The sequence below is a fragment of the Mycolicibacter sinensis genome, assembly GCF_001673565.1.
Lineage (GTDB): Bacteria > Actinomycetota > Actinomycetes > Mycobacteriales > Mycobacteriaceae > Mycobacterium > Mycobacterium sinense_C.
The window spans coordinates 47,223-67,216 of the sequence record NZ_LZMF01000026.1 but is presented as its reverse complement, the minus strand read 5'-3'; the positions used below and the strand labels follow the sequence as shown (position 1 = coordinate 67,216).

At 69.3% G+C, this 19,994-nt stretch carries 17 protein-coding genes and 1 pseudogene; 8 read left to right on the top strand and 10 right to left on the bottom strand.

Translation table 11 applies throughout. The features are described 5' to 3' along the window. Window positions 1-18: 18 nt before the first annotated feature. Window positions 19-824, bottom strand: a pseudogene (locus A5648_RS04660) (hypothetical protein). Window positions 825-972: 148 nt separating this feature from the next. After that, window positions 973-1,989: an aldo/keto reductase family protein gene (locus A5648_RS04655; protein ID WP_065023428.1), complete on the bottom strand. Its 1,017-nt coding sequence runs from the start codon at window positions 1,987-1,989 to the stop codon at window positions 973-975. Window positions 1,990-2,049: 60 nt separating this feature from the next. On the opposite strand from A5648_RS04655, the gene A5648_RS04650 reads away from it, so the two are divergent. Both A5648_RS04650 and A5648_RS04645 read left to right on the top strand, forming a co-directional pair. Continuing rightward, entirely contained in the window at window positions 2,050-2,433 is a 384-nt protein-coding gene (locus tag A5648_RS04650; RefSeq protein WP_065023413.1) for a hypothetical protein, read from the top strand. Window positions 2,434-2,443: 10 nt separating this feature from the next. Next, entirely contained in the window at window positions 2,444-2,845 is a 402-nt protein-coding gene (locus A5648_RS04645) for a pyridoxamine 5'-phosphate oxidase family protein (RefSeq protein ID WP_065023412.1), read from the top strand. Here A5648_RS04645 and A5648_RS04640 read toward each other — a convergent pair. The 3 genes from A5648_RS04640 to A5648_RS04630 all read right to left on the bottom strand — a co-directional run bounded on the left by A5648_RS04640 (window position 2,826) and on the right by A5648_RS04630 (window position 6,608). Beyond that, window positions 2,826-4,142, bottom strand: coding sequence for a bifunctional adenosylcobinamide kinase/adenosylcobinamide-phosphate guanylyltransferase (locus tag A5648_RS04640; RefSeq protein ID WP_065023427.1), 1,317 nt, complete (start codon window positions 4,140-4,142; stop codon window positions 2,826-2,828). The genes A5648_RS04645 and A5648_RS04640 overlap by 20 nt on opposite strands. Before the next feature lie 85 nt (window positions 4,143-4,227). Next, window positions 4,228-5,853 carry a chaperonin GroEL gene (gene groL / locus A5648_RS04635; RefSeq protein WP_065023411.1) on the bottom strand — a complete coding sequence of 542 codons (1,626 nt, stop codon included), beginning with the start codon at window positions 5,851-5,853 and terminating at the stop codon, window positions 4,228-4,230. A gap of 188 nt (window positions 5,854-6,041) precedes the next feature. Then, window positions 6,042-6,608, bottom strand: a complete 567-nt coding sequence (locus tag A5648_RS04630) for a TetR/AcrR family transcriptional regulator (protein ID WP_065023410.1) — start codon at window positions 6,606-6,608, stop codon at window positions 6,042-6,044. A 102-nt stretch (window positions 6,609-6,710) separates the two neighbouring features. On the opposite strand from A5648_RS04630, the gene A5648_RS04625 reads away from it, so the two are divergent. After that, a complete protein-coding gene (locus A5648_RS04625; RefSeq protein WP_065023409.1) occupies window positions 6,711-7,619 on the top strand; it encodes an SDR family NAD(P)-dependent oxidoreductase in 909 nt (302 codons plus the stop codon). Between the two features lie 6 nt (window positions 7,620-7,625). Here the strand turns inward: A5648_RS04625 and A5648_RS04620 are convergent, their stop codons facing one another. Then, window positions 7,626-8,327, bottom strand: a complete 702-nt coding sequence (locus A5648_RS04620; protein ID WP_065023408.1) for a M24 family metallopeptidase — start codon at window positions 8,325-8,327, stop codon at window positions 7,626-7,628. A gap of 55 nt (window positions 8,328-8,382) precedes the next feature. Here A5648_RS04620 and A5648_RS04615 point away from each other — a divergent pair, with 55 nt between their 5' ends. Next, on the top strand, window positions 8,383-10,080 hold the full coding sequence (locus A5648_RS04615; protein ID WP_065023407.1) for a DEAD/DEAH box helicase: 1,698 nt from the start codon (window positions 8,383-8,385) through the stop codon (window positions 10,078-10,080). 102 nt (window positions 10,081-10,182) lie between these two features. Here A5648_RS04615 and A5648_RS23650 read toward each other — a convergent pair whose 3' ends face one another. The 3 genes from A5648_RS23650 to A5648_RS04600 form a co-directional block, all read right to left on the bottom strand. Next, window positions 10,183-12,942 (bottom strand): PGRS repeat-containing protein, encoded by a 2,760-nt coding sequence (locus tag A5648_RS23650; RefSeq protein ID WP_131810518.1) that lies wholly within the window; start codon window positions 12,940-12,942, stop codon window positions 10,183-10,185. A gap of 359 nt (window positions 12,943-13,301) precedes the next feature. Beyond that, a complete protein-coding gene (locus A5648_RS04605) occupies window positions 13,302-14,777 on the bottom strand; it encodes a PH domain-containing protein (protein ID WP_109470686.1) in 1,476 nt (491 codons plus the stop codon). Window positions 14,778-14,880: 103 nt separating this feature from the next. Then, complete coding sequence (locus A5648_RS04600) at window positions 14,881-15,363, bottom strand: MarR family winged helix-turn-helix transcriptional regulator (protein WP_065023404.1); 483 nt, start codon at window positions 15,361-15,363, stop codon at window positions 14,881-14,883. A gap of 97 nt (window positions 15,364-15,460) precedes the next feature. Between A5648_RS04600 and A5648_RS04595 the strand changes: the two genes are divergently transcribed. Both A5648_RS04595 and A5648_RS04590 read left to right on the top strand, forming a co-directional pair. Next, the gene (locus A5648_RS04595) at window positions 15,461-16,084 is read left to right on the top strand and encodes an NADPH-dependent F420 reductase (RefSeq protein WP_065023403.1); all 624 of its coding nucleotides are present in this window, start codon (window positions 15,461-15,463) and stop codon (window positions 16,082-16,084) included. 84 nt (window positions 16,085-16,168) lie between these two features. After that, window positions 16,169-17,080: a TIGR03619 family F420-dependent LLM class oxidoreductase gene (locus A5648_RS04590; protein ID WP_065023402.1), complete on the top strand. Its 912-nt coding sequence runs from the start codon at window positions 16,169-16,171 to the stop codon at window positions 17,078-17,080. A gap of 20 nt (window positions 17,081-17,100) precedes the next feature. Here the strand turns inward: A5648_RS04590 and A5648_RS04585 are convergent, their stop codons facing one another. Further along, complete coding sequence (locus A5648_RS04585) at window positions 17,101-17,613, bottom strand: PH domain-containing protein (protein WP_109470684.1); 513 nt, start codon at window positions 17,611-17,613, stop codon at window positions 17,101-17,103. 80 nt (window positions 17,614-17,693) lie between these two features. On the opposite strand from A5648_RS04585, the gene A5648_RS04580 reads away from it, so the two are divergent. Beyond that, window positions 17,694-18,617 (top strand): SDR family NAD(P)-dependent oxidoreductase, encoded by a 924-nt coding sequence (locus A5648_RS04580; RefSeq protein WP_065023401.1) that lies wholly within the window; start codon window positions 17,694-17,696, stop codon window positions 18,615-18,617. A gap of 14 nt (window positions 18,618-18,631) precedes the next feature. Then, window positions 18,632-19,849: a molybdopterin molybdotransferase MoeA gene (gene moeA / locus A5648_RS04575; RefSeq protein WP_065023400.1), complete on the top strand. Its 1,218-nt coding sequence runs from the start codon at window positions 18,632-18,634 to the stop codon at window positions 19,847-19,849. Window positions 19,850-19,994: the final 145 nt, after the last annotated feature.

The following is a 19,994-nucleotide window of genomic DNA, read 5'->3' as shown; positions in this document are numbered from 1 at the left end:
ACGGATGAGAGCGCACGCTCACCACGTCTTCGGGCAGCCGCGATCGATCAAAGCTGCACCCACCCGGTCCAGGAATACCCACGGCCGCTTGTGAAGCGTCCCGGCGGCCAGCCTGAGGTCCAGCCAACCGCGTTCGGCGATCAGGGCAGCGCGCTCCGCATCCCATTCACGCTGCTTGGGGTCGGTCCAATGATGCGCCCCCTCGAAGTCGACGCCGACGAGGAATTCCGGCCAGCCCATATCGATGCGCGCGAAGACGTGACCGTACGTGTCGTATACCGGAATCTGAGTCTGCGGTGGTGGGAATCGCTTTTGCACGAGCAGAAGTCGGGTCAATGACTCGTAGGGAGAATCGGCACCGGCGTCGACGAACCGTAGCGTCTCCGCCAACTGTCGCAGCCCGGGTATGCCGCGGTGGCTCGCCATGACGGCCTGGATGTCGATCATTTTGACGTCGGTCGCGTTCATCAACGCATCAAGTCGCTGTACGCCCTCTTTGAACGGAAGCTTTCGGCCGATGTCAAAGGCGGTGCGGGCGGGCGTGGTCAATGGAAGGCCGTCAAGTAGTTGCGTTTTCCCTGGCCGCAGTCCGGCCCGATCCACTTGGCTCCCAAGAGCGCAGCGGCAGACAGCCCGGCCAGGACACCTCGGCGGCGCGACCACAACCAGGCCGCCATTGCGCGTTGCTGCGGCGACAGGTCAGCTTCCCGCGGCACCCACACGCCGGGGTAGACAGCGGCGTGAAGGCGGCGGAGCTCGCGGAACGTCAGGGCACCGATTTCCAGCGCTTCCGTGGCCCGAAACGGCCACTGAATTGCCTGCACACCCGGAGGGTCGCAGGAATCGCCGTCATCGCCCGACGCCTATCCACAGGCAGTCGGTACTGCGCTGCCGAATGTACGGCTTCATCCGGTCGGCACGGCGTGTTGCGTACGAAACCGCACGGTGGGCGGGTGACAGTCGAAGGGCGAGCTACAGCAACCGCTGTGTCGGGGTGGATTTGGTCACCAGCGCCGGGTCGGCGGTGACGGCATCGCCCAGGACCTGATCGATGCGGGTCATCAGTTCGTCAGGTATGCGCACCCCGGATGCCTTGACGTTCTCGGCCACCTGCTCCGGGCGCGACGCCCCGACCAGAGCGGCGGCGACGTTGTCGTTCTGCAGCACCCAGGCGATCGCCAGCTGCGCCGTCGTGAGGCCCAGCTCGTCGGCGATCGGGCGCAGCTGCTGCACCCGGGTCAGCACGTCGTCGGTCATGAACCGTTTGACGAAGTTCGCTCCGCCCTTCTCGTCGGTAGCGCGTGAGCCGGCCGGCGGCGGCTGACCGGGCAGGTACTTGCCGGACAGCACACCCTGGGCCATCGGCGACCAGACGATCTGGCCCAGGCCCAGTTCCCGGCAGGTGGGAACCACCTCGGGCTCGATGATCCGCCACAGCATCGAGTACTGCGGCTGGCTGGAGACCAGCGAAATGCCCAGCTGGCGGGCCAGTTCGTGGGCTTGGCGGATCTGCTCGACCGACCACTCGCTGACGCCGATGTAGAGCGCCTTGCCCGCCCGGACGATGTCGGCGAACGCCTGCATGGTCTCCTCCAGCGGGGTAAAGGAGTCATAGCGGTGCGCCTGATACAGGTCGACGTAGTCCATGCCCAGCCGGCGCAGCGACCCGTCGATGGCAGCCATCATGTGTTTGCGGGACAGTCCGGTGTCGTTGCGGCCCAACGGAGCCGGCCCAACCGGCCAATAGACCTTGGTGAAGATCTCCAGCGAGTCCCGTCGGTGGCCTTTCAGCGCGGTGCCAAGCACTTCCTCGGCGGCACCGTTGGCGTAGACATCGGCGGTGTCGAAGGTGGTGATGCCGGCATCGAGCGCGGCATGCACGCACGCGGTGGCGACATCGTTCTCGACCTGCGATCCGTGGGTGAGCCAGTTGCCGTAGGTGATCTCGGAGATCTGCAGGCCGGAGTTGCCCAGGTAGCGAAATTCCATGAGGACCATCTTGGCCGAGAGCGGGCCAGAGGTCTGCCGACCGCCGTTATCCTCGACACCATGGCCAAGTCCGTCGACCTCGCCCGTCTAGGCGAATTGTTGCCCGGCTACGGCTTCGCGTTCCTGGTGACCGTTGGTGACGACTATCGGGTGCGCACCACCGCGATCACCCCGACATTCGACGGCGCCCGGGTCGATGTCGGTCCGGTCGGCAGCCACGGCCGGGAGAACATGGCGGCCCACCCGAGCGTCACCCTGGTCTGGCCGGCGCGCGAGGTCAGCGAGTATTCACTGTTCGTCGACGGCCACGCCGAACTTGCCGACGACCCGGCCGCCCCCATCCTGATCACCCCGACCAAAGCCCTGCTGCACCGGCCGATGTTCGAAGACGGGCGAGCGCTGGGCACCATGCATGACTGCGTGCAGCTCAAGGCGGACGACTAAGCTGGCCCGCATGGCTTCCAACGTGGATTTCGACCAACTCGCCGAGAAGCTCGTGGGTTACGACTACGCCTACCTGATCACCGTCGACGCCGAGAACCGGCCGCACCCAGTGCCGGTCATGCCGATCCTCAAGGGCGACACCGTTCACATCGGCGCGCTCGGCGGCCGGCGCAGCCGAGCGAACCTGGCGCGCAGCAGCGACGTCACGCTGATGTGGCCGCCGCCGGTCCCGGGCGGCTACACCGTCATCGTCGACGGCACCGCCGACGTCTCCGACACCGGGGAGCTGGCCCGCGTAGCGATCTCCCCCAGCCGCGCGGTGCTGATCCGGGTCGCTACCCCGGAGTCACCGGGCGAAACCCCTTGTTACAGCGACTGTGTCGACCTGAAGGTCACTGCGCAGGGAGCCTGAGCGGCCGGCCGGCCACCATCAGCACCACGTCGTCGGACTCGGCGGCGATCCGCGCGTTCAGCACGCCGAGCAGGTCGCGGAACAGCCGCCCGGCCGGGGTGGGCGGCACCACCCCGCTGCCGACCTCGTTGCTGACCGCCACCGCGCGCACCGGGCAGTCCCGCCATGACGTCACCAGCTTGTCGATGTCGGCGTGCACGCCGTCCAGCGCGCCGCCGTCCCAGACCCGGTGCAGATCCATCCGCGCGGTGAGCCAGGTGCCCAAACAGTCCAGCAGGACCGGGGTTTCGGCGGCGCACAGCGCCTCGGCGACATCGCTGGTCTCCACCGTCTGCCAGGATGCCGGCCGCCGGGCCCGGTGCAGCCGGACCCGTTCGACCCACTCCGGATCGCCCTCGCGCACCCCGCCAGTGGCCAAGTAGGTCACCGCGGCCTGCCCAGCCAGCAGTGCTTCGGCGTGCGCGGACTTGCCCGACCGGGCTCCGCCGAGAACCAGGGCACGGGTCGGCGCCGCGCCCACGGTCTCGCCGTCGCGCCCCGGGCGGGCCCCCGAATCAGCCAGCGCCGCAGTCAGGTTAGGCTCCGGCGGGTTGTGATGACTCAGATGGACCGCGACGACGTCGGTGGCGGCCACGATGGCACCGGAGCGGCGCAACTCATCCACGGTCGCCGCGAAGGCGGGTAGGTCGTGGTGTTCGGTGCCGTGTCCGGTATGCATCCCGAATGTCTCCTCAAGAAACACCGAATCGAAGGCGGCCCCGGCGACCGCGGCGTGGGTGACCTCAGGCAGCGGCCCGGTATCGGTGGCCCAGAAGATCCGCCCACCAACGGATTCCAGGTCGTAGAGCACCGCGTCACCGCCGATGTCGGAGCCGTGCGCGGCGGCGAGCACCCGCACCCGATACTCGCCCACTCGCACGTCGTCGCCGGGGCTCACCTCGACGAACCGGACGGGGCCGGCCGGGCCGACCCAGTCCCGGCATTGGTCGAGTGCACTGGCCGGCCCGACCACATCCAGCGACTCGCCGGTCCCGGTCCAGTGCCGCATCAGCAGCGCGGCCGGCCCGACGTGGTCCCAGTGGCCGTGGGTGAACAGGATGTGGCGCACCGAAGCCAGCGACCGTCCGAAGCGCGCGGCGGCCCGCGGCGCCTCCGGTCCGCAGTCCAGCAGCAGGACGTCATCGATCAGCGCGGCGGTCTGCCCGCGAACCTCGGTCGCCGATCGGCAGGAGGCGCACCGGCAGAACGGGTTCGGCCAGCCGTCGGCACTGCCGGTGCCCAGCAGCAGGATCTCCATACCGCCATCCTCGCGCACGGCCGGCACAGGTACGAAAAAGCCCGGCCCCCACCGCGGGGAGCCGGGCTCTTTCGTGCAAACAGACTTAGAAGTCCATGCCGCCCATGCCACCGGTCGGGTCGCCCGCCGGAGCGGCCGCCTTCTCCGGCTTGTCGGCGACAACGGCCTCGGTCGTCAGGAACAGTGCCGCGATGGACGCCGCGTTCTGCAGCGCCGAGCGGGTCACCTTCACCGGGTCGGCGACGCCGGCCTTCAGCAGGTCCTCGTACTCACCGGTGGCGGCGTTCAGGCCGCTGCCGGCGGGCAGGTTCGAGACCTTCTCGGCGACAACGCCCGGCTCCAGGCCGGCGTTGAAGGCGATCTGCTTCAGCGGAGCCGACAGCGCCACCTTGACGATGTTGGCGCCGGTGGCCTCGTCACCCGAGAGCTTCAGCTCGTCCAGCGACGGTGCGACCTGCAGCAGGGTCACGCCACCACCGGCGACGATGCCCTCCTCCACGGCGGCCTTGGCGTTGCGCACCGCGTCCTCGATGCGGTGCTTGCGCTCCTTGAGCTCCACCTCGGTGGCAGCCCCGGCCTTGATGACCGCGACGCCGCCGGCCAGCTTGGCCAGCCGCTCCTGCAGCTTCTCCCGGTCGTAGTCCGAGTCGCTGTTCTCGATCTCGGCGCGGATCTGCGACACCCGTCCGGCGATCGCGTCGGAGTCACCGGCGCCCTCGACGATGGTGGTCTCGTCCTTGGTGACAACGACCTTGCGGGCCTTGCCCAGCAGGGCGACGTCGGCGGTCTCCAGCGACAAGCCGACCTCTTCGCTGATGACCTGGCCACCGGTGAGGATCGCCATGTCCTGCAGCATCGCCTTGCGACGGTCACCGAAGCCCGGGGCCTTGACGGCCACAGACTTGAAGGTGCCGCGGATCTTGTTGACGACCAGCGTGCTCAGCGCCTCGCCCTCGACGTCCTCGGCGATGATCAGCAGCGGCTTGCCGCCCTGGATGACCTTCTCCAGCAGGGGCAGCAGGTCCTTGACCGTCGACACCTTGGAGCTGACCAGCAGGATGTAGGGGTCCTCCAGGACCGCTTCCTGACGGTCGGCGTCGGTGACGAAGTAGCCCGAGATGTAGCCCTTGTCGAAGCGCATGCCCTCGGTGAGCTCCAGCTGCAGGCCGAAGGTGTTGGACTCCTCGACGGTGATGACACCCTCGTTGCCGACCTTGTCCATCGCCTCGGCGATCAGGTCACCGATGGACTGGTCGCCCGCGGAGATCCCGGCGGTGGCCGCGATCTGCTCCTTGGTCTCGACCTCCTTGGCGTCCTTCAGCAGGGTCTCGGAGACCTTCTCGACGGCCTTCTCGATGCCGCGCTTGAGGGCCAGCGGGTTGGCGCCGGCGGCCACATTGCGCAGGCCTTCCTTGACCAGGGCCTGGGCCAGCACAGTGGCGGTGGTGGTGCCGTCACCGGCGACATCGTCGGTCTTCTTGGCGACCTCTTTGACCAGCTCGGCGCCGATCTTCTCGTAGGGGTCCTCCAGCTCGATCTCCTTGGCGATGGACACACCATCGTTGGTGATCGTGGGGGCGCCCCACTTCTTCTCCAGGACGACGTTGCGGCCCTTGGGCCCCAGCGTCACCTTGACCGCGTCGGCGAGGGCGTTCAGACCCCGCTCGAGGCCGCGACGGGCCTCTTCGTCATACGCAATTTGCTTAGCCATTGCGAAGTGATTCCTCCGGTTAGGGGGTGCACGTCTTGTCGGTCGGGTCAGTGCCCGCGACGGACGGCGTTGGGTGTGCTCCGCAGGTGCGGCCCCGTACCTCACCGTCCCGACCTAGCACTCGCCGGTCGCGAGTGCCAACGTCATTCTTAGCACTCGCCCCTGGAGAGTGCAAGATCACCGGCTGCCTATTGCGGCGCGCGCAAACCGTCCATGACGACGTCGGTCACGCGTTCGGCCAGGGCGGAGTTATAGGACTGCATCGCCTGGCATCCGACCAGGATCGCCTTGACTTCGCGTACATCGAGGTCTTGCCGCACCGTGCCCGCCTTCTGGGCGGCAGCCAGCAGTTCGCCGAGCACCGCCAGAAAGGCCTCCTCCGACTCCGGCGCGGCCGCTGCGATGTCGATGCCCAAGCCCGCCAGCGCCTCGGCCAGACCGCGATCCGTCGCGCCCCACTGCAAGACGATCGAGCGCAGGAAGGTGAAGATCGCCGCCCCGGGTTCGTCGGATTCCAGCAGGGCGTACCCGTTGTCGACGACGCGTTGCATGCGGTCTTCGATGACCGCCCGAAACAGCTCTTCCTTGGTCGGGAAGTGTCGGTAGACGGTCCCGGCGCCGACTCCGGCGCGCCGGGCGATCTGATCGATCGGCACCGACAAGCCTTCGGCCGCAAAGGTTTCATAGGCGACCTCAAGCACGCGAGCGCGGTTGCGCGCCGCGTCAGCGCGCAACGGCCGTGCGGGTTGAGCCACCGGAAATCTCCTGACGGTTGACAAAGCGGGGCGTACGTTCCGTATAGTTGCGATAAACCGGAGCGTCCGCCCCGTTTACCCTACAGCTTCTAGGAGCGCGTCATGGCCAAGTGGACCACCGCAGACATCCCCGACCAGGCCGGACGGGTCGCCGTCATCACCGGAGCCAACACCGGTCTCGGTTTCGAGACCGCCGCCGCACTCGCCGAGCGGGGCGCCCAAGTGGTTCTCGCCGTGCGCAATCTCGAGAAGGGCAAGGACGCCGAGACCCTCATCCGTCGACGCAGCCCCAGAGCCGACGTGGCGCTGCAGGAGCTGGACCTGACCTCGCTGGACTCGATCCGCGCCGCTGCCGAGCAGTTGCGCTCCGACCACGACCGCATCGACCTGCTGATCAACAATGCCGGGGTGATGTACCCGCCCAAGTCGACCACCAAGGACGGCTTCGAGCTGCAGTTCGGCACCAACCACCTGGGCCATTTCGCGTTCACCGGTTTGCTGCTGGACCGGCTGTTGCCGGTCGCCGGCTCCCGGATCGTCACCGTCAGCAGCATCGGTCATCGCATCCGCGCCGACATCCACTTCGACGACCTGCAGTGGGAGCGCCGCTACAACCGAGTGGAGGCATACGGGCAGTCCAAGCTCGCCAATCTGCTGTTCACCTATGAGCTGCAGCGCCGGCTCGCTGCGCACCGGACGACGATCGCCACAGCCGCGCACCCCGGCGGCTCGAACACCGAGTTGATGCGCCATCTGCCTGGCTGGGCTGCGGCCGCCTACCCCGTGATCAAACCGCTCTTCCAGGGCGCGGACATGGGCGCCCTGCCGACGCTGCGCGCCGCCACCGACCCCGGCGTGCTCGGCGGGCAGTACTACGGTCCTCGCGGTTTCGCCGAACAACGCGGTTACCCCAAGCTGGTGAAGTCAAGCCGCAAGTCACACGACGTCGGCGCGCAGCAGCGGCTCTGGAGCGTCTCTGAGGAACTGACCGGGGTGGTCTATTCCGTGTAGCCGGGCTCAACCCACGTCGAGCAGTTCCTCGTAGAACCCGCCGAATCCGCGAGCCCGGTTGACCAGGTGCACCTCGAGGATCCAGTGGCAGACCCGACCGGTGCGGTCGAGTCGTCGCATCGGCTTGTCCGACCCCGGCCTGATGTAGAACCGTGCGTGGTCGCCGGAGATCTTCTTGTGCGGGAACTCGCCCACCAGATGTCCGGCGATCGGCGCGCCGAACTCGAAGCCGTGCTCTCGGGACAATCCCACGACGTGGTCGTAGAGCTGCGCGCCGGTGATCTCGGGCTGAGCTTCGAAGAACTCCCGCCCAGCCCGCCACACTCCAGGCAGCGCGTCGCGCAACGCCAGCTTGTCCGGATCGTCCCCGAGCACGAAGGTGCGGCCGAAGTCGGCCTCCCACGCCTCGAAGATCGGCCCCAGATCGAGGTAGGCGATGTCGTCGTCGGCCAGGAGCCGATCCGGCGGGTCGGCGTGGAACGGCTGCAGGGTGTCCTCCCCGGCGCGCACCACCCGCTTGTGCCAGTGCCGCGTCACCCCGAACATGCCAGCGGCCAAGTCACGGATCTCGTCGGAGAGCTGCCGCTCGCCGACGCCCGGGCGGACCATGCCGGACCGTTCGATCTCGTCGAACAGCGCGGCGGCTTTGGTCTGCGCGTCGAGTAAGCGCTCGACACGGACCGATTCCGGCTCGCCCGGGGTGGACACGCCAGCGATGCTATCGGCTTGCCCTAGACTGCATCTCGATCAGATAGGAGACCGGGTGCGGGCTGACGCAGCGCCCAGCACCCGGGCTTTGCGGGGCTGGCAACGCCGGGCTCTGGTGCGCTACCTGACTGCCAAGCCGCGCGATTTTCTGATGGTGGCCACCCCCGGCGCCGGCAAGACGACGTTCGCGCTGCGGATCGTCGCCGAGTTGCTGGCCGACCGCACCGTCGAGCGCATCACGATCGTGGTGCCCACCGATCACCTCAAGGTGCAGTGGGCGACCGCCGCCGCCGAACACGGCATCGCGCTGGACCCACGGTTTTCCAACTCCGACGCGCAGACCAGCTCGGAGTACCACGGCGTCGTCGTCACCTACGCACAGGTCGCCAGCCACCCCGCCCGCCACCGGGTGCGTACCGAGGCCGCGAGAACCCTGGTGATCTTCGACGAGATCCACCACGGCGGCGACGCCAAAAGCTGGGGCGACGGCATCCGGGAGGCGTTCGACGATGCCGCCCGCCGGCTGGCGCTGACCGGCACCCCGTTCCGCAGCGACGACAGTCCCATCCCGTTCGTCAACTACGAGCCCGACGGCACCGGTGCACTGCGCTCGGTGGCCGACGACAGCTACGGCTACCCCGAGGCGCTGGCCGACGGGGTGGTGCGCCCGGTGGTGTTCATGGCCTACTCGGGTGAGGCCCGCTGGCGCGACAGCGCCGGCGAGGAGCACGCGGCCCGGCTGGGCGAGCCGCTGACCGCCGAGCACACCGCCCGGGCCTGGCGTACCGCGCTGGACCCGGCCGGGCAGTGGATGCCGGCAGTGATCACCGCCGCGGACAAGCGGCTGCGCCAGCTGCGTGACGGCGGCATGGCCGACGCCGGCGGCATGATCATCGCCACCGACCAGAAAGCGGCCCGCGCCTATGCGGTGCTGCTGAAACAGCACACCGGCGAGGAACCCACCGTGGTGCTCTCCGACGACGCAGGCGCGTCGGACAAGATCGCGCAGTTCTCCGCGGCCACCAGCCGGTGGCTGGTGGCGGTGCGGATGGTCTCCGAAGGGGTCGACGTGCCGCGGCTGGCCGTCGGCGTGTACGCCACCAGTGCGTCCACCCCGTTGTTCTTCGCCCAGGCGATCGGCCGGTTCGTGCGGTCGCGGCGGCCGGGTGAGACGGCCAGCATCTTCCTGCCGTCGGTGCCGTCGCTGCTGGGCTTGGCCAGTGAGCTGGAACAGCAACGCAATCACGTGCTGGGCAAGCCGCACCGGGAGGCCTTCGGCGATGACGAACTGACCGAGGCCGGGCGGCGGCGCGACGAGCGCTCCGAACTGGAGAACGCCTTCGAGTCGCTGGGGGCCGACGCCGAGCTGGACCAGGTGATCTTCGATGGCGCCTCGTTCGGCACCGCCACCCCGGCCGGCAGCGACGAAGAAGCCGACTATCTGGGCATCCCCGGTCTGCTGGATGCCAGCCAGATGCGCGATCTGTTGCGCCAGCGCCAAGAAGAACAGCTAGACCGGCGATCGAAAGTGGCCGCCGCCGGCGGGATTCCGGTGCCGGTGACCACCACGCACGGCCAGTTGCGGGCGCTGCGTCACGAGCTCAACGCGCTGGTGTCGGCGGCGCACCATCGGCTGGGCAAGCCGCACGGCTGGATCCATAACGAGTTGCGCCGGATCTGCGGCGGCCCGCCGGTGGCGGCGGCCACGTCGGATCAGCTGCGGGCGCGCATCGAGGCGATCCGGCAGTTGTAGTCCCCTCCTCACCCGCGCGAGCAAACGCTAAGGCCCCCAGCGAAAGGCCCCCAAATCGCCGTTGATTTGGGGGCCTTCGCGTTCTCGCCAGAGAAAAGCGGGTCAGGGCTGACCGTCGGTGCCGCCCTGGCCGGCGGTGCCGTCGGTGCCCCGAGTGCCGCCCAAGCCGTCCGAGCCGTCGGTGCCGTCGATGACGGTGTTGCCCTGCGAGACCTGACCCGCAGCTCCGCCGGAACCGCCGTCACCGCCCGCCGCGCCGGTCCCGGCCGTACCGGCCGCGCCACCAGCACCCGCGGTACCCGCGCCGTCGGCGCCGTGGCCGGCATTTCCGCCGTTGCCACCGCTACCGGCGTCACCGCCGTTCCCGCCGTTCCCGCCGGTACCGCCGTCACCGCCGTCACCGGCGGTGCTCACGTTCCCGTTGCTGACGGCACCGCCAGTGCCACCGTTACCTCCGGCACCGCCGACGTCGCCGTCCGCGCCGTTGCCGCCGCTACCACCGGCACCGCCGTCACCGCCGACACCACTCACCGTGCCGCCGGCTCCACCCGCTCCACCGGCACCTCCGTTGCTGCCGCTGGTGCCGCTGGCACCGTCGCCACCGTTACCGCCATTGCCACCGGTACCGCCGCTCGCGTCGCCGGTGCCATCGGTGTCGCCGTAACCGCCGTTGCCACCGTTACCGCCGGCTGCCCCGGTGCCGCCGTTGCCGCCGTCGCCACCGTTACCACCGATACCGTTGCCGGTGTTGACGTCGCCGTTGCCGCCGATACCGCCGTTGCCGCCGGCCTGCCCGACCGCCGCACCCGGATCGCCGGCGCCGCCGTCGGCCCCGATACCGCCACCGCCGTCGACGGTGGTGGGGGCGTCGGTGCCGTTATCGGCCGCCGGCGGGATGTTCTGCGCCGGCGGGTTGCCGCCGGTGCCGTCCACGCCGTTACCGCCGGCGCCGCCCCTGCCGCCGTTGCCGATCGCCCCGGCCGCGCCGCCGGCGCCACCGTTACCGCCGTCCTGGGCGATGGTGCCGTTGCCGACGGTGACCACCTGGCCGTCAGCGCCCGCGCCACCGTTACCGCCGTTGCCGACTCCGGTGGCCGCCGCACCGGCGGTGCCGTCGGCGGCGGTGGTGCTGCCGTCACCGCTGAGCCCGCCGCTGCCGGCGCCGCCCGCGGTACCCGCGTCTCCGGCGTTGCCGCCGTTACCACCGCTGCCCGCGATGGTTCCGGTTCCTCCTGCGGCGCCGGCTCCGCCGTCACCGCCGTCACCGGCGTTGCCCGCGGCTCCGCCGTTGCCGCCGACACCGCCGGCACCTACGGCACCGTTGCTGTACCCGTCGGCCTGTGCCGCACCACCGGCACCGCCGGCGCCGCCGTTGGCGCCGGTACCGCCGTTGCCGCCGCTGCCGCCGTCGGTGCCGTTACCGCCGTCGGCGCCACTGCCGGCCTCGGCGTCGGCGCCGTTGGTGCCCTGAACGCCGTCGCCGCCCTTACCGCCGTTACCGCCCGCGCCACCGGCTCCACCGACACCGCCATTACCGGCGTTGGCTCCGCCTAAGCCACCACTACCGCCACTGCCGCCGAGGCCGCCGTCGGTGCCGTTGCCGCCGTCGAGGTCGGTGGCAGTGCCCGCGGTACCCGCGGCGCCGTTCGCACCGTTGCCGCCGGCCCCGCCGTTGCCACCGTTGCCGTACGCGCCGCCGTTGCCACCGGCGCCACCGTTACCGCCGGCCGCACCGGCCACCGCATTGGCATCGGTGGCCGCGTCGTAGCCGTTGCCGCCGTTGCCGCCGTTGCCGCCACCGCCCAGGGTGCCGTCGCTGCCGCTGCCGCCGAACAAGCTCGCTCCCAGGCCGCCCTTGCCGCCGGTGCCCGGTGCCGCACCGTTGCCGCCCGCGCCGCCGTTGAGGTTCGCCACGGTCCCGGCCGCGCCGTTGCCGCCGTTGCCGGCCGCGCCGCCAGTACCGCCGTTACCGCCGATGCCCAGGATCGACGAACCGGCGCCACCGTTGCCGCCGTTACCACCGTTGGTGCCGTTGGCACCGGTGCCATCCCCGCCATTGGCGAACGACCCGGTCGTCCCGTTCCAGCCGGCACCGCCGATACCACCGTCGCCGCCGTTGCCGATCGCGCCCATGCCGAAGAAGTCCTGGGCTTGACCCGAGGAACCGCCATTGCCGCCATTACCGGCGGCCAGGGCCGCGGTCGCCGCACCGCCGGCGCCACCGTCGCCGCCGTTGCCCCACATCTCCCCGCCGTGGCCACCGTTGCCACCGTCGGCGCCCAGGCCACCGGCGCCACCGTCACCACCATTGCCGATCCCCCCGGCATGCCCGCCGTTACCACCGGCCATCTCGTCCACCGTCGACGACCAGCCATCACCACCATCTCCGAACCACAGCCCGCCGTTACCACCATCGGGATCGGCCTCGGTGCCATCGACACCGTTGCAGATCATCCCGCAGAAGCCTTCGGTGAACGGCGCGAACAGCTGGTTGATCATCCCGTTGACGCTCGCCCCGAAGTCAGAGTTGATCCAGTCCTGCATCATGTCGTGCAGCGGCATGTAGAAGTAGGTGTCCCACATCTGGGCCAGCTCCGCCCCTGACGCGTCGGCCGAACCGGACAGATCCCAGTCCGAGCCGGTGAACAGACTGTCGAAATCGTTGGACAGGTTGCCCCACGCACTCGGGTCGAACAGATCTGCCAACAAATCATCGAAGTCGGCATTGGCCGCCGGCGCCGACGCCAACGGCGCCATCCCGAACGCCAGGAACGCCCCGACCGAGGCGGCGGCACCTACCGCGCGGTCTCGCCGACGTGCCCGCGCCCGACTGTTCCCCTGTTCACGCCGACGCTCACCCATTGCTACTCCCCTTTCGAAACGGACTCAGCTTCCTCTCAGCCCGCAGCATAAACGACCTTAGGTTACACAACCGTCAATTTGTGAAATAAAACTAAAACTCGCCCAAGTTCGCCTTATCGCGGCGACATCTCTGGCGTGGTCACCGCGTGGAATCGCCCGCGCAACAACTTTGTTAACGTTTCGTCAGCCCCGACCGGTGGCCCGGCTTGCTGCACAACGCCCAAGAACACGAGCTCTTATCAAGAGACCCGTCAGGAAATTTACGTGGAAAATAATTTACGAGAAACCTCTTAGTTTCCACAAGCGGACATCTTCGTTCTCCGGCCTCGGCGGCGTCCAGCCGACCGGAAACCGCGGGGCTATCGCGCCCACACGCTGTCGGCCACCCACGGGGAAGCCTGCGCGGCCACCGACCACGCCCACTCCTCCGGCACGTCGATCACCCGGTAGGCCTTCACCCCGGCGGCGGTCGCCGCGATCAGCGTCGCCACCCCGGCCCGGCGCTGAAACCAGCTTTGGCGCACCGTCCAGGCGATGATGCCCGCGGTGGCGATGCAGTAGCGGCGCTGTTCCCAACTGCCGGTACGGGCCGAAAGCCATTGCGGGTCAACGCGATGCCCCAGGGCACCCGCACGGTCGGCGGCCAGCAGCGCCGCGCAGAGCATCAGCGCCGCCCAGGCCGGCCAGTACCACGTCGGCACCGCCTCGACCGACGCCACAACGGCCAGTCCCACCCCGAGCGCCACCGGCAGCAGCATCGCCCGCGTCCAGCGCCGGCGAACCGCCGCCGGGCCATGCCTGCGCAGCGGCCCGGTGACCACGACGGCGTCGCCCACCAGCCCGATCAGCACCTGCTCGGCAGTGGCCCGCGGGCACGGCGGCAGCAGGGTCGAAGACTCGCCCGCACCGGTGACGCCGGTCATCGCCGCGTCCAGCCGGGCGCCGCCGAAAAGCCGCACCAGCAGGGGCCGGCGTAGTGTTCCGCCGCGCAGCCGGCGCATGTCATAGCTGTGCTGGCGCACCCGCAGCAACCCGTGGCTCAACTCCAGCACATCGGCGGCCGCCCCGGTACTGCGGGACAACACCAGATTCCCGTAGGCCAGCAGGGATCTCAGCACCGCCAGCATGATCGCCGCCACCAGCACCAGCGCGGCGATCACCGCCGCGGTCTGCTGCGGCCCGAACCGCTCGGCGGCGTCGCGCCAGAACCGGCTCAGCGGCGAATCCTCCAGTGCCTCCCAGGCTCCGCTCTGGTACAGCGCGCCCACCGCGGCACCGATCGTCAGCAGCCCGGACAGATTCAGGGCGCTGTAGCACAACCACGACGGGCGCCACCGGGCCAGCACCGTCGCGGGAACCGGCGCCGGGGAGGCGACCGGCTGGCCGGTGTGTGCCAGCAGGGCTTTGCGCAGCCGCGGCGCCTGGCTGATCTCGACCGCGTCCAGCTCGAACATGGTGTCCCCAGCGGCCTGCTGGCCGGTGCTGACCCGCAGCACCGTCAGCCCCAGCAGCCGGTGCAGCAGCCGGGCATCGGTCTCCACCGAACGAATCCTGTTGCGCGGCACCGAAAGCACCTTGCGGCGTAGCAGGCCCGAGCGCAGCTGCACCCGGCCGGCCTCAGGGTCCGGTTCGATCCGGTAGGTGGTGGTGAACCAGCGTGTCACCCCGACCACGGCGATCACCCACACCACCGCGAGCACCCACACCGAATTATTGGTGGCCGAACCGAATACGACGACCGCGATCAGCAGCGGCAGCTCGCGCAGCGCCTCGTGCAGCGGATGCACCAGCAGCATCCGGGGGCTCAGCCGCTGCCACTGCTCAGCGCGTTGCATGCTGTTCATCTGCCTTCTCCGTGCCGTGGCGAAATGCGCGTGCAGGTCAGCCTCTCGCCGCGCCCTACCTGGAACCGTAGCCGCAAAGGTTGCCTGGTGACCGCTATGAAGGCTCGTCTCCGGCGGGAGCGCCGTCGGCGGTGGCCAGGTGGCGCAGAACTCGTTCGTTGAGGGCGGCGAACATGTCGAGTTCAGCCGGGCTGAGCAGGTCGATGAAGTTTCGGCGCACATCCTCCACGTGGCCGGGTGCCGCCTTCTCGATGGCGGCGCGGCCGGCCGGCAGCAGGCGGACCATGGTGCTGCGGGCGTCGTCGGGGTTGGGCTCCCGGCTGATCAACCCGTCCTTCTGCATGCGCCGCACCTGGTGGGAGAGACGGCTCTTCTCCCAGCTCAGTGCTTTGCACAGTGCGTGGGCGGGCATGCGGTCTTCGTCGGAAGCCGAAAGCACCGCCAGGACCTCGTAGTCGGCCCCGGACAGGCCTGACTTCTGCAGGCGCCGGTTGAGGTGGGCCTCGATCTGTTGATGGGCGTACACGAAGGCCCGCCAGGCGCGGTCTTCACGCGGGCTCAGCCAGTTCGGTTCCATCCGCCTCCACGCCTCCTGTGTTTGTTGACGCATCAACAAAACGGGTTTAATGTTGATCTATCAACCTTTTCCATCGTAACTCAAGACGGGACACCTCATGAGCAGCATCAGCATCATCGGCACCGGAAACATGGCCCGCGCGATCGGCGAACTGGCAGTAGCGGGCGGCAACACCGTCGAGATCATCGGCCGCGATCAGTCCAAGGCCGCTGACCTGGCCAAGGCTCTCGGCGGCGGCGCCACGACCGGAGAGTTCGGCGCCGTACCGGCCGGGGACATCGTCATCGTTTCCCTGTTGTACGCCAATGTCGTTCCGGTCGTCACCCAGTACGGAGACGCCCTCGCGGGCAAGGTCATCGTTGACATCAGCAACCCCTTCAATGCCGCGGCCGACGGGCTGGCCATCCCCGATGGCACCTCGATCGCCCAGGAAGTTGCCAAGGCGGCCCCGGCCAGCGCCAGCGTGGTGAAGGCCTTCAACACCATCTTCGGTGTTGTTTTGGCCCAGGGCCGGCCGCTCGACGTGTTCATCGCCGGCGACGACGCGCGCGCCAAAGCGGACGTCGCGGAGTTCATCGAGAGCCTTCAGCTGCGCCCACTGGACGTCGGCGACTTGCACATGGCGCACTGGCTGGAAGGAACGGGCCTGGTCATGATGGGCCTCGCCCGCCACGGGGTGGGCAACTACGACTTCGCCCTCGGCGCCGCCATCCCCGGCTGAGCCGCGCCACCGACGGCCCAAGCCGCGAACGAACCGGGCGCTGTGCGCCTAAATAGTTGAGGGATCACCGAAAGGATCTTTGTGATGAAGCTAGGTTTCGCACTTCCCATCGTCGGGCCCGCGATCGGCAGCGCTGCTGACCTGAGCGCGTTCTGCCGCGGACTCGAAGACCTCGGCTACGACACGCTGTGGGTCGGCGATCGACTGGTCACGCCGGTTCATATGCACAGCACCTATCCGGGCAAAGAGCAGCCCTACCCGCCGCAGATGACCCGCTACCTCGATCCGGTGTTGCTGTGGACCGTCGCCGCGACGGCGACCGACCGGATACGGCTGAACGCCAGTACGCTCAGCACGTTCTACTACGAGCCGGTGCACTTGGCCCGGCTGCTGACCACGCTCGACGTGCTCAGCGACGGCCGCCTGGACGTCGGCGTGGGACTCGGGTGGATGAAGGACGAGCACGACATCGCCCGCGGCGCGGACTGGCACCGGCGCGGGCCGATGCTCGATGACCTGCTGGCGTTCCTGCGGAAGTGGTGGACGACCACCCCGGTGTCCTGGGACAGCGAGTTCTTCACGCTGCCGCCGGTCCATGCCGACCTGCGCCCGGTCCAGGCCGGCGGGCCGCCCATCTGGATCGGCGGTGCCAGCGAGGCCGCGATGCGCCGGGTCGGCCGCAGCGGCACCGGCTGGCTCGGGGTCGAGGGGCTGCAGGAAGAGGTCACCGACCACTTGTGGGCTATTGCGCGCCGTGCGGCCAAGGATGCCGGCCGTGATCCGGACGCGCTGAAGACGGCCATGCGGATCAATCTCGAACCGGGCACATCCGTTGGCTCTGTTGCCGACAGACTCGAGCGCCTCGCCGGGTCCGGTGCCGATGAGGCGATCGTGGATGCCTTCGCGCTGTTCCCCACCCTTGACCAGATGCTTGACTTCGCCGGCCAGGTGATCGATCGATGGAGTGATCGGGGAAAGCTAGCTCGTTGCGGCTAGCCGCCGGACCGGCTCGCTTCTCAGGTGGCGTCCCCGGCGCCCAGCGAGGCGATGTCGGTCAGCTGCGCCACCACCCGGTCGGCGACCGGCGCATCCAGCGCCACGATGTGGACCGCCCCCGCCGAGGACGCGGTGGTCACCCGGACGTTGGCCAGCCCCAGCAGTCGATCCAGCGGCCCGCGGTAGGTGTCGACGGTCTGGATCCGCGAGATCGGCGCGATCCGGCGCTCCTGGACCAGCCAGCCCGTTCGGGTGTAGATCGCCTGGTCACTGATGTCCCACCGGTGCACGCGGTACCGCCACAGCGGCGCGATCACCGCGGACACCAGCAACCCCAGCGCGGTGACCGCCAAGGCAGCGATGTGCAGCCAGGCCAGCCGCTCATCGGCGAGCGCCCAGCCCAGTTGCAGCACGGCCAGCATCAGCCAGGGCACCGCTCCCACCAGGGCCCACACCAACGGCGCGCGCGAGCTCGGCGGATTGGTGGGATCAGCCACGGTGATCTCCCCGGGACGATGTGCGTTGGGCGCCATGCAACAGAGGATGACCTAGCGTCGCGGCGCTGTCATCTCCGGAGCGTGCAGAACTGGCCGACGTCGGTATCGTTTTCGAGATGGGCAGCCGGGACAAATGGACCGCGGAGGATGTACCCGACCAAACTGGACGCGTCGCGGTAATCACCGGATCTAACACCGGAATCGGCTATCACACCGCCCTGGTGCTCGCTGAGCACGGCGCCGCGGTGGTGCTGGCGGTGCGCGACCTCGACAAGGGCCGAGCGGCAGCCGAAAGCATCACCACGGCCTGCCCGCACGCCACGGTCACCGTGCAGGAGCTCGACCTGAGTTCGCTGGCGTCGGTCCGCGACGCCGCCGAAGCGCTGGGCGCCGCTCACCGCCGCATCGACCTGCTGATCAACAACGCCGGTGTCATGTACACCCCTAAACAGACCACCGTCGACGGGTTCGAGCTGCAGTTCGGCACCAACCATCTGGGCCATTTCGCGCTGACCGGCCTGCTGCTGCCCCGGATGATGCGGGTGAAGGGTTCGCGCGTGGTGACGGTCAGCAGCATGGCCCACCGGATCATGGCGGCGATCCACTTCGACGACCTGCAGTGGGAGAACGGCTACAACCGGATCGCCGCCTACGGGCAGTCCAAGCTGGCCAACCTGTTGTTCACCTACGAGCTGCAGCGGCGGCTGGCCGCCAACCACAAATCGACGATTGCCGTCGCCGCGCACCCCGGCACCGCTAACACCGAGCTGACCCGCTACCTGCCGCCGTTGCTGCGTCCGGCCGACCGGTTGCTGATGCCGCTGGTCGTCCAGAGCGCGGCGATGGGCGCGCTGCCGACGCTGCGTGCTGCCACCGACACCAAAGTGGCCGGCGGGCAGTACTACGGCCCGAGCGGCATCGGTGAGCAGCGCGGCCACCCGAAGCTGGTCGATGCCAGCAAGCAGGCGCACGACGTCGAGCTCCAACAGCGGCTGTGGGCGGTCTCGGAGGAGCTGACAGGAATCAGTTTCCCGGTGTAGGCCAAAATGTCGGGATGCGTTCTGTCGAGGAACATCAGCGCGCTGTCGCGGACTTGATCCGTCCGCGTCCGCCGGTCACGCTTTCGCTATCCGATGCCGAGGGACTGGTGCTGGCCGCGGATGTGACCGCGCCGATTTCCCTGCCGGTCTTCGACAACTCCGGCATGGACGGCTACGCCGTACTTGCCGACGAGGTAGCCGCGGCGACACCCGAGAACCCGGTGAAATTGCCGGTGGCCGAGGACATTCCGGCCGGGCGCACCGACATCCCCTCGCTGCAACCCGGTACCGCGCACCGCATCATGACCGGCGCACCGATCCCGTTCGGCGCCGACGGCGTAGTTCCCGTCGAGGCCACCGACGGCGGTACCGAGGTGGTGGAGATCAGTGCCGCCACCGCCCGGGGACGTCATATCCGCCGCGCGGGCGGCGACGTCGCCGAAGGTGCCACCGTGCTGTGGGCCGGCCAGCTCGTCAGTGCGCCGGCGGCCGGTTTGGCCGCGGCGCTGGGCCTGCCCGAGCTGACGGTGCGGCCCCGGCAACGGGTGCTGGTGATCTCCACCGGCACCGAACTGGTCAAGCCGGGAACCCCGCTGGCGCCCGGACAGATCTATGAGTCCAACGGGGTGATGCTGGCCGCCGCGGTGCGGGAGGCCGGCGCCGAGGTGGTGGCCGCGGCGACCGTCGCCGACGACACCGCCGCGTTCACCGCGGTGCTCGACCGCTACGGCGTGCGCGAGGGCGCGGTGGACCTGATCATCACCAGCGGCGGGGTCAGCGCGGGCGCCTACGAGGTGGTCAAGGACGTCTTCGGCCGGGACGGCGATCAGGGTGTGGACTTCGTCAAGGTGGCGATGCAGCCCGGCATGCCGCAGGGCATCGGGCGAGTCGGTGAAGCGGCGATCATCACCCTGCCCGGCAACCCGGTCAGTGCGCAGGTGTCCTTCGAGGTGTTCGTTCGCCCCGCGCTGCGCCGCGCGATGGATCTGCCCACACCGGACCGGCCGCGCCGCACCGCCATCCTCAGCGAGACGCTGACCTCCCCGGCCGGCCGGCGGCAGTTCCGGCGCGGCCTGCTCGACCATGAGACCGGGACCGTCACCAACTACGGCCCGCCGGCCTCGCACCATCTGCGCTACCTGGCGTCGGCCAACTGCCTGCTCGACATCGCCGACGAGGTGACCGAACTGCCGACGGGTACCCCGGTGGAGGTCTGGGACCTGACCGGGTGAGCCCGGCGGTTCAGCAAGGCCCGACGAAGGAGAGCCGAAGCCGGAACCGCCGCATGAGCCCGGCGGTTCAGCAAGGCCCGACGAAGGAGAGCCGAAGCCGGAACCGCCGCATGAGCCGAAGCCGGGACCGCCGGCAGCTTCTAAG

Excerpts from the sequence above, each read along its gene's own strand:
- A5648_RS04595 (WP_065023403.1), top strand. The coding sequence starts at position 15,461 with ATGAGCAGCATCAGCATCATCGGCACCGGAAACATGGCCCGCGCGATC.
- A5648_RS04590 (WP_065023402.1), top strand. The coding sequence starts at position 16,169 with ATGAAGCTAGGTTTCGCACTTCCCATCGTCGGGCCCGCGATCGGCAGC.
- A5648_RS23650 (WP_131810518.1), bottom strand. The coding sequence starts at position 12,942 with ATGGGTGAGCGTCGGCGTGAACAGGGGAACAGTCGGGCGCGGGCACGT.
- A5648_RS04580 (WP_065023401.1), top strand. The coding sequence starts at position 17,694 with ATGGGCAGCCGGGACAAATGGACCGCGGAGGATGTACCCGACCAAACT.
- A5648_RS04600 (WP_065023404.1), bottom strand. The coding sequence starts at position 15,363 with ATGGAACCGAACTGGCTGAGCCCGCGTGAAGACCGCGCCTGGCGGGCC.
- groL (WP_065023411.1), bottom strand. The coding sequence starts at position 5,853 with ATGGCTAAGCAAATTGCGTATGACGAAGAGGCCCGTCGCGGCCTCGAG.
- A5648_RS04585 (WP_109470684.1), bottom strand. The coding sequence starts at position 17,613 with ATGGCGCCCAACGCACATCGTCCCGGGGAGATCACCGTGGCTGATCCC.
- moeA (WP_065023400.1), top strand. The coding sequence starts at position 18,632 with ATGCGTTCTGTCGAGGAACATCAGCGCGCTGTCGCGGACTTGATCCGT.
- A5648_RS04640 (WP_065023427.1), bottom strand. The coding sequence starts at position 4,142 with ATGGAGATCCTGCTGCTGGGCACCGGCAGTGCCGACGGCTGGCCGAAC.
- A5648_RS04655 (WP_065023428.1), bottom strand. The coding sequence starts at position 1,989 with ATGGAATTTCGCTACCTGGGCAACTCCGGCCTGCAGATCTCCGAGATC.
- A5648_RS04625 (WP_065023409.1), top strand. The coding sequence starts at position 6,711 with ATGGCCAAGTGGACCACCGCAGACATCCCCGACCAGGCCGGACGGGTC.
- A5648_RS04645 (WP_065023412.1), top strand. The coding sequence starts at position 2,444 with ATGGCTTCCAACGTGGATTTCGACCAACTCGCCGAGAAGCTCGTGGGT.
- A5648_RS04605 (WP_109470686.1), bottom strand. The coding sequence starts at position 14,777 with ATGCAACGCGCTGAGCAGTGGCAGCGGCTGAGCCCCCGGATGCTGCTG.
- A5648_RS04650 (WP_065023413.1), top strand. The coding sequence starts at position 2,050 with ATGGCCAAGTCCGTCGACCTCGCCCGTCTAGGCGAATTGTTGCCCGGC.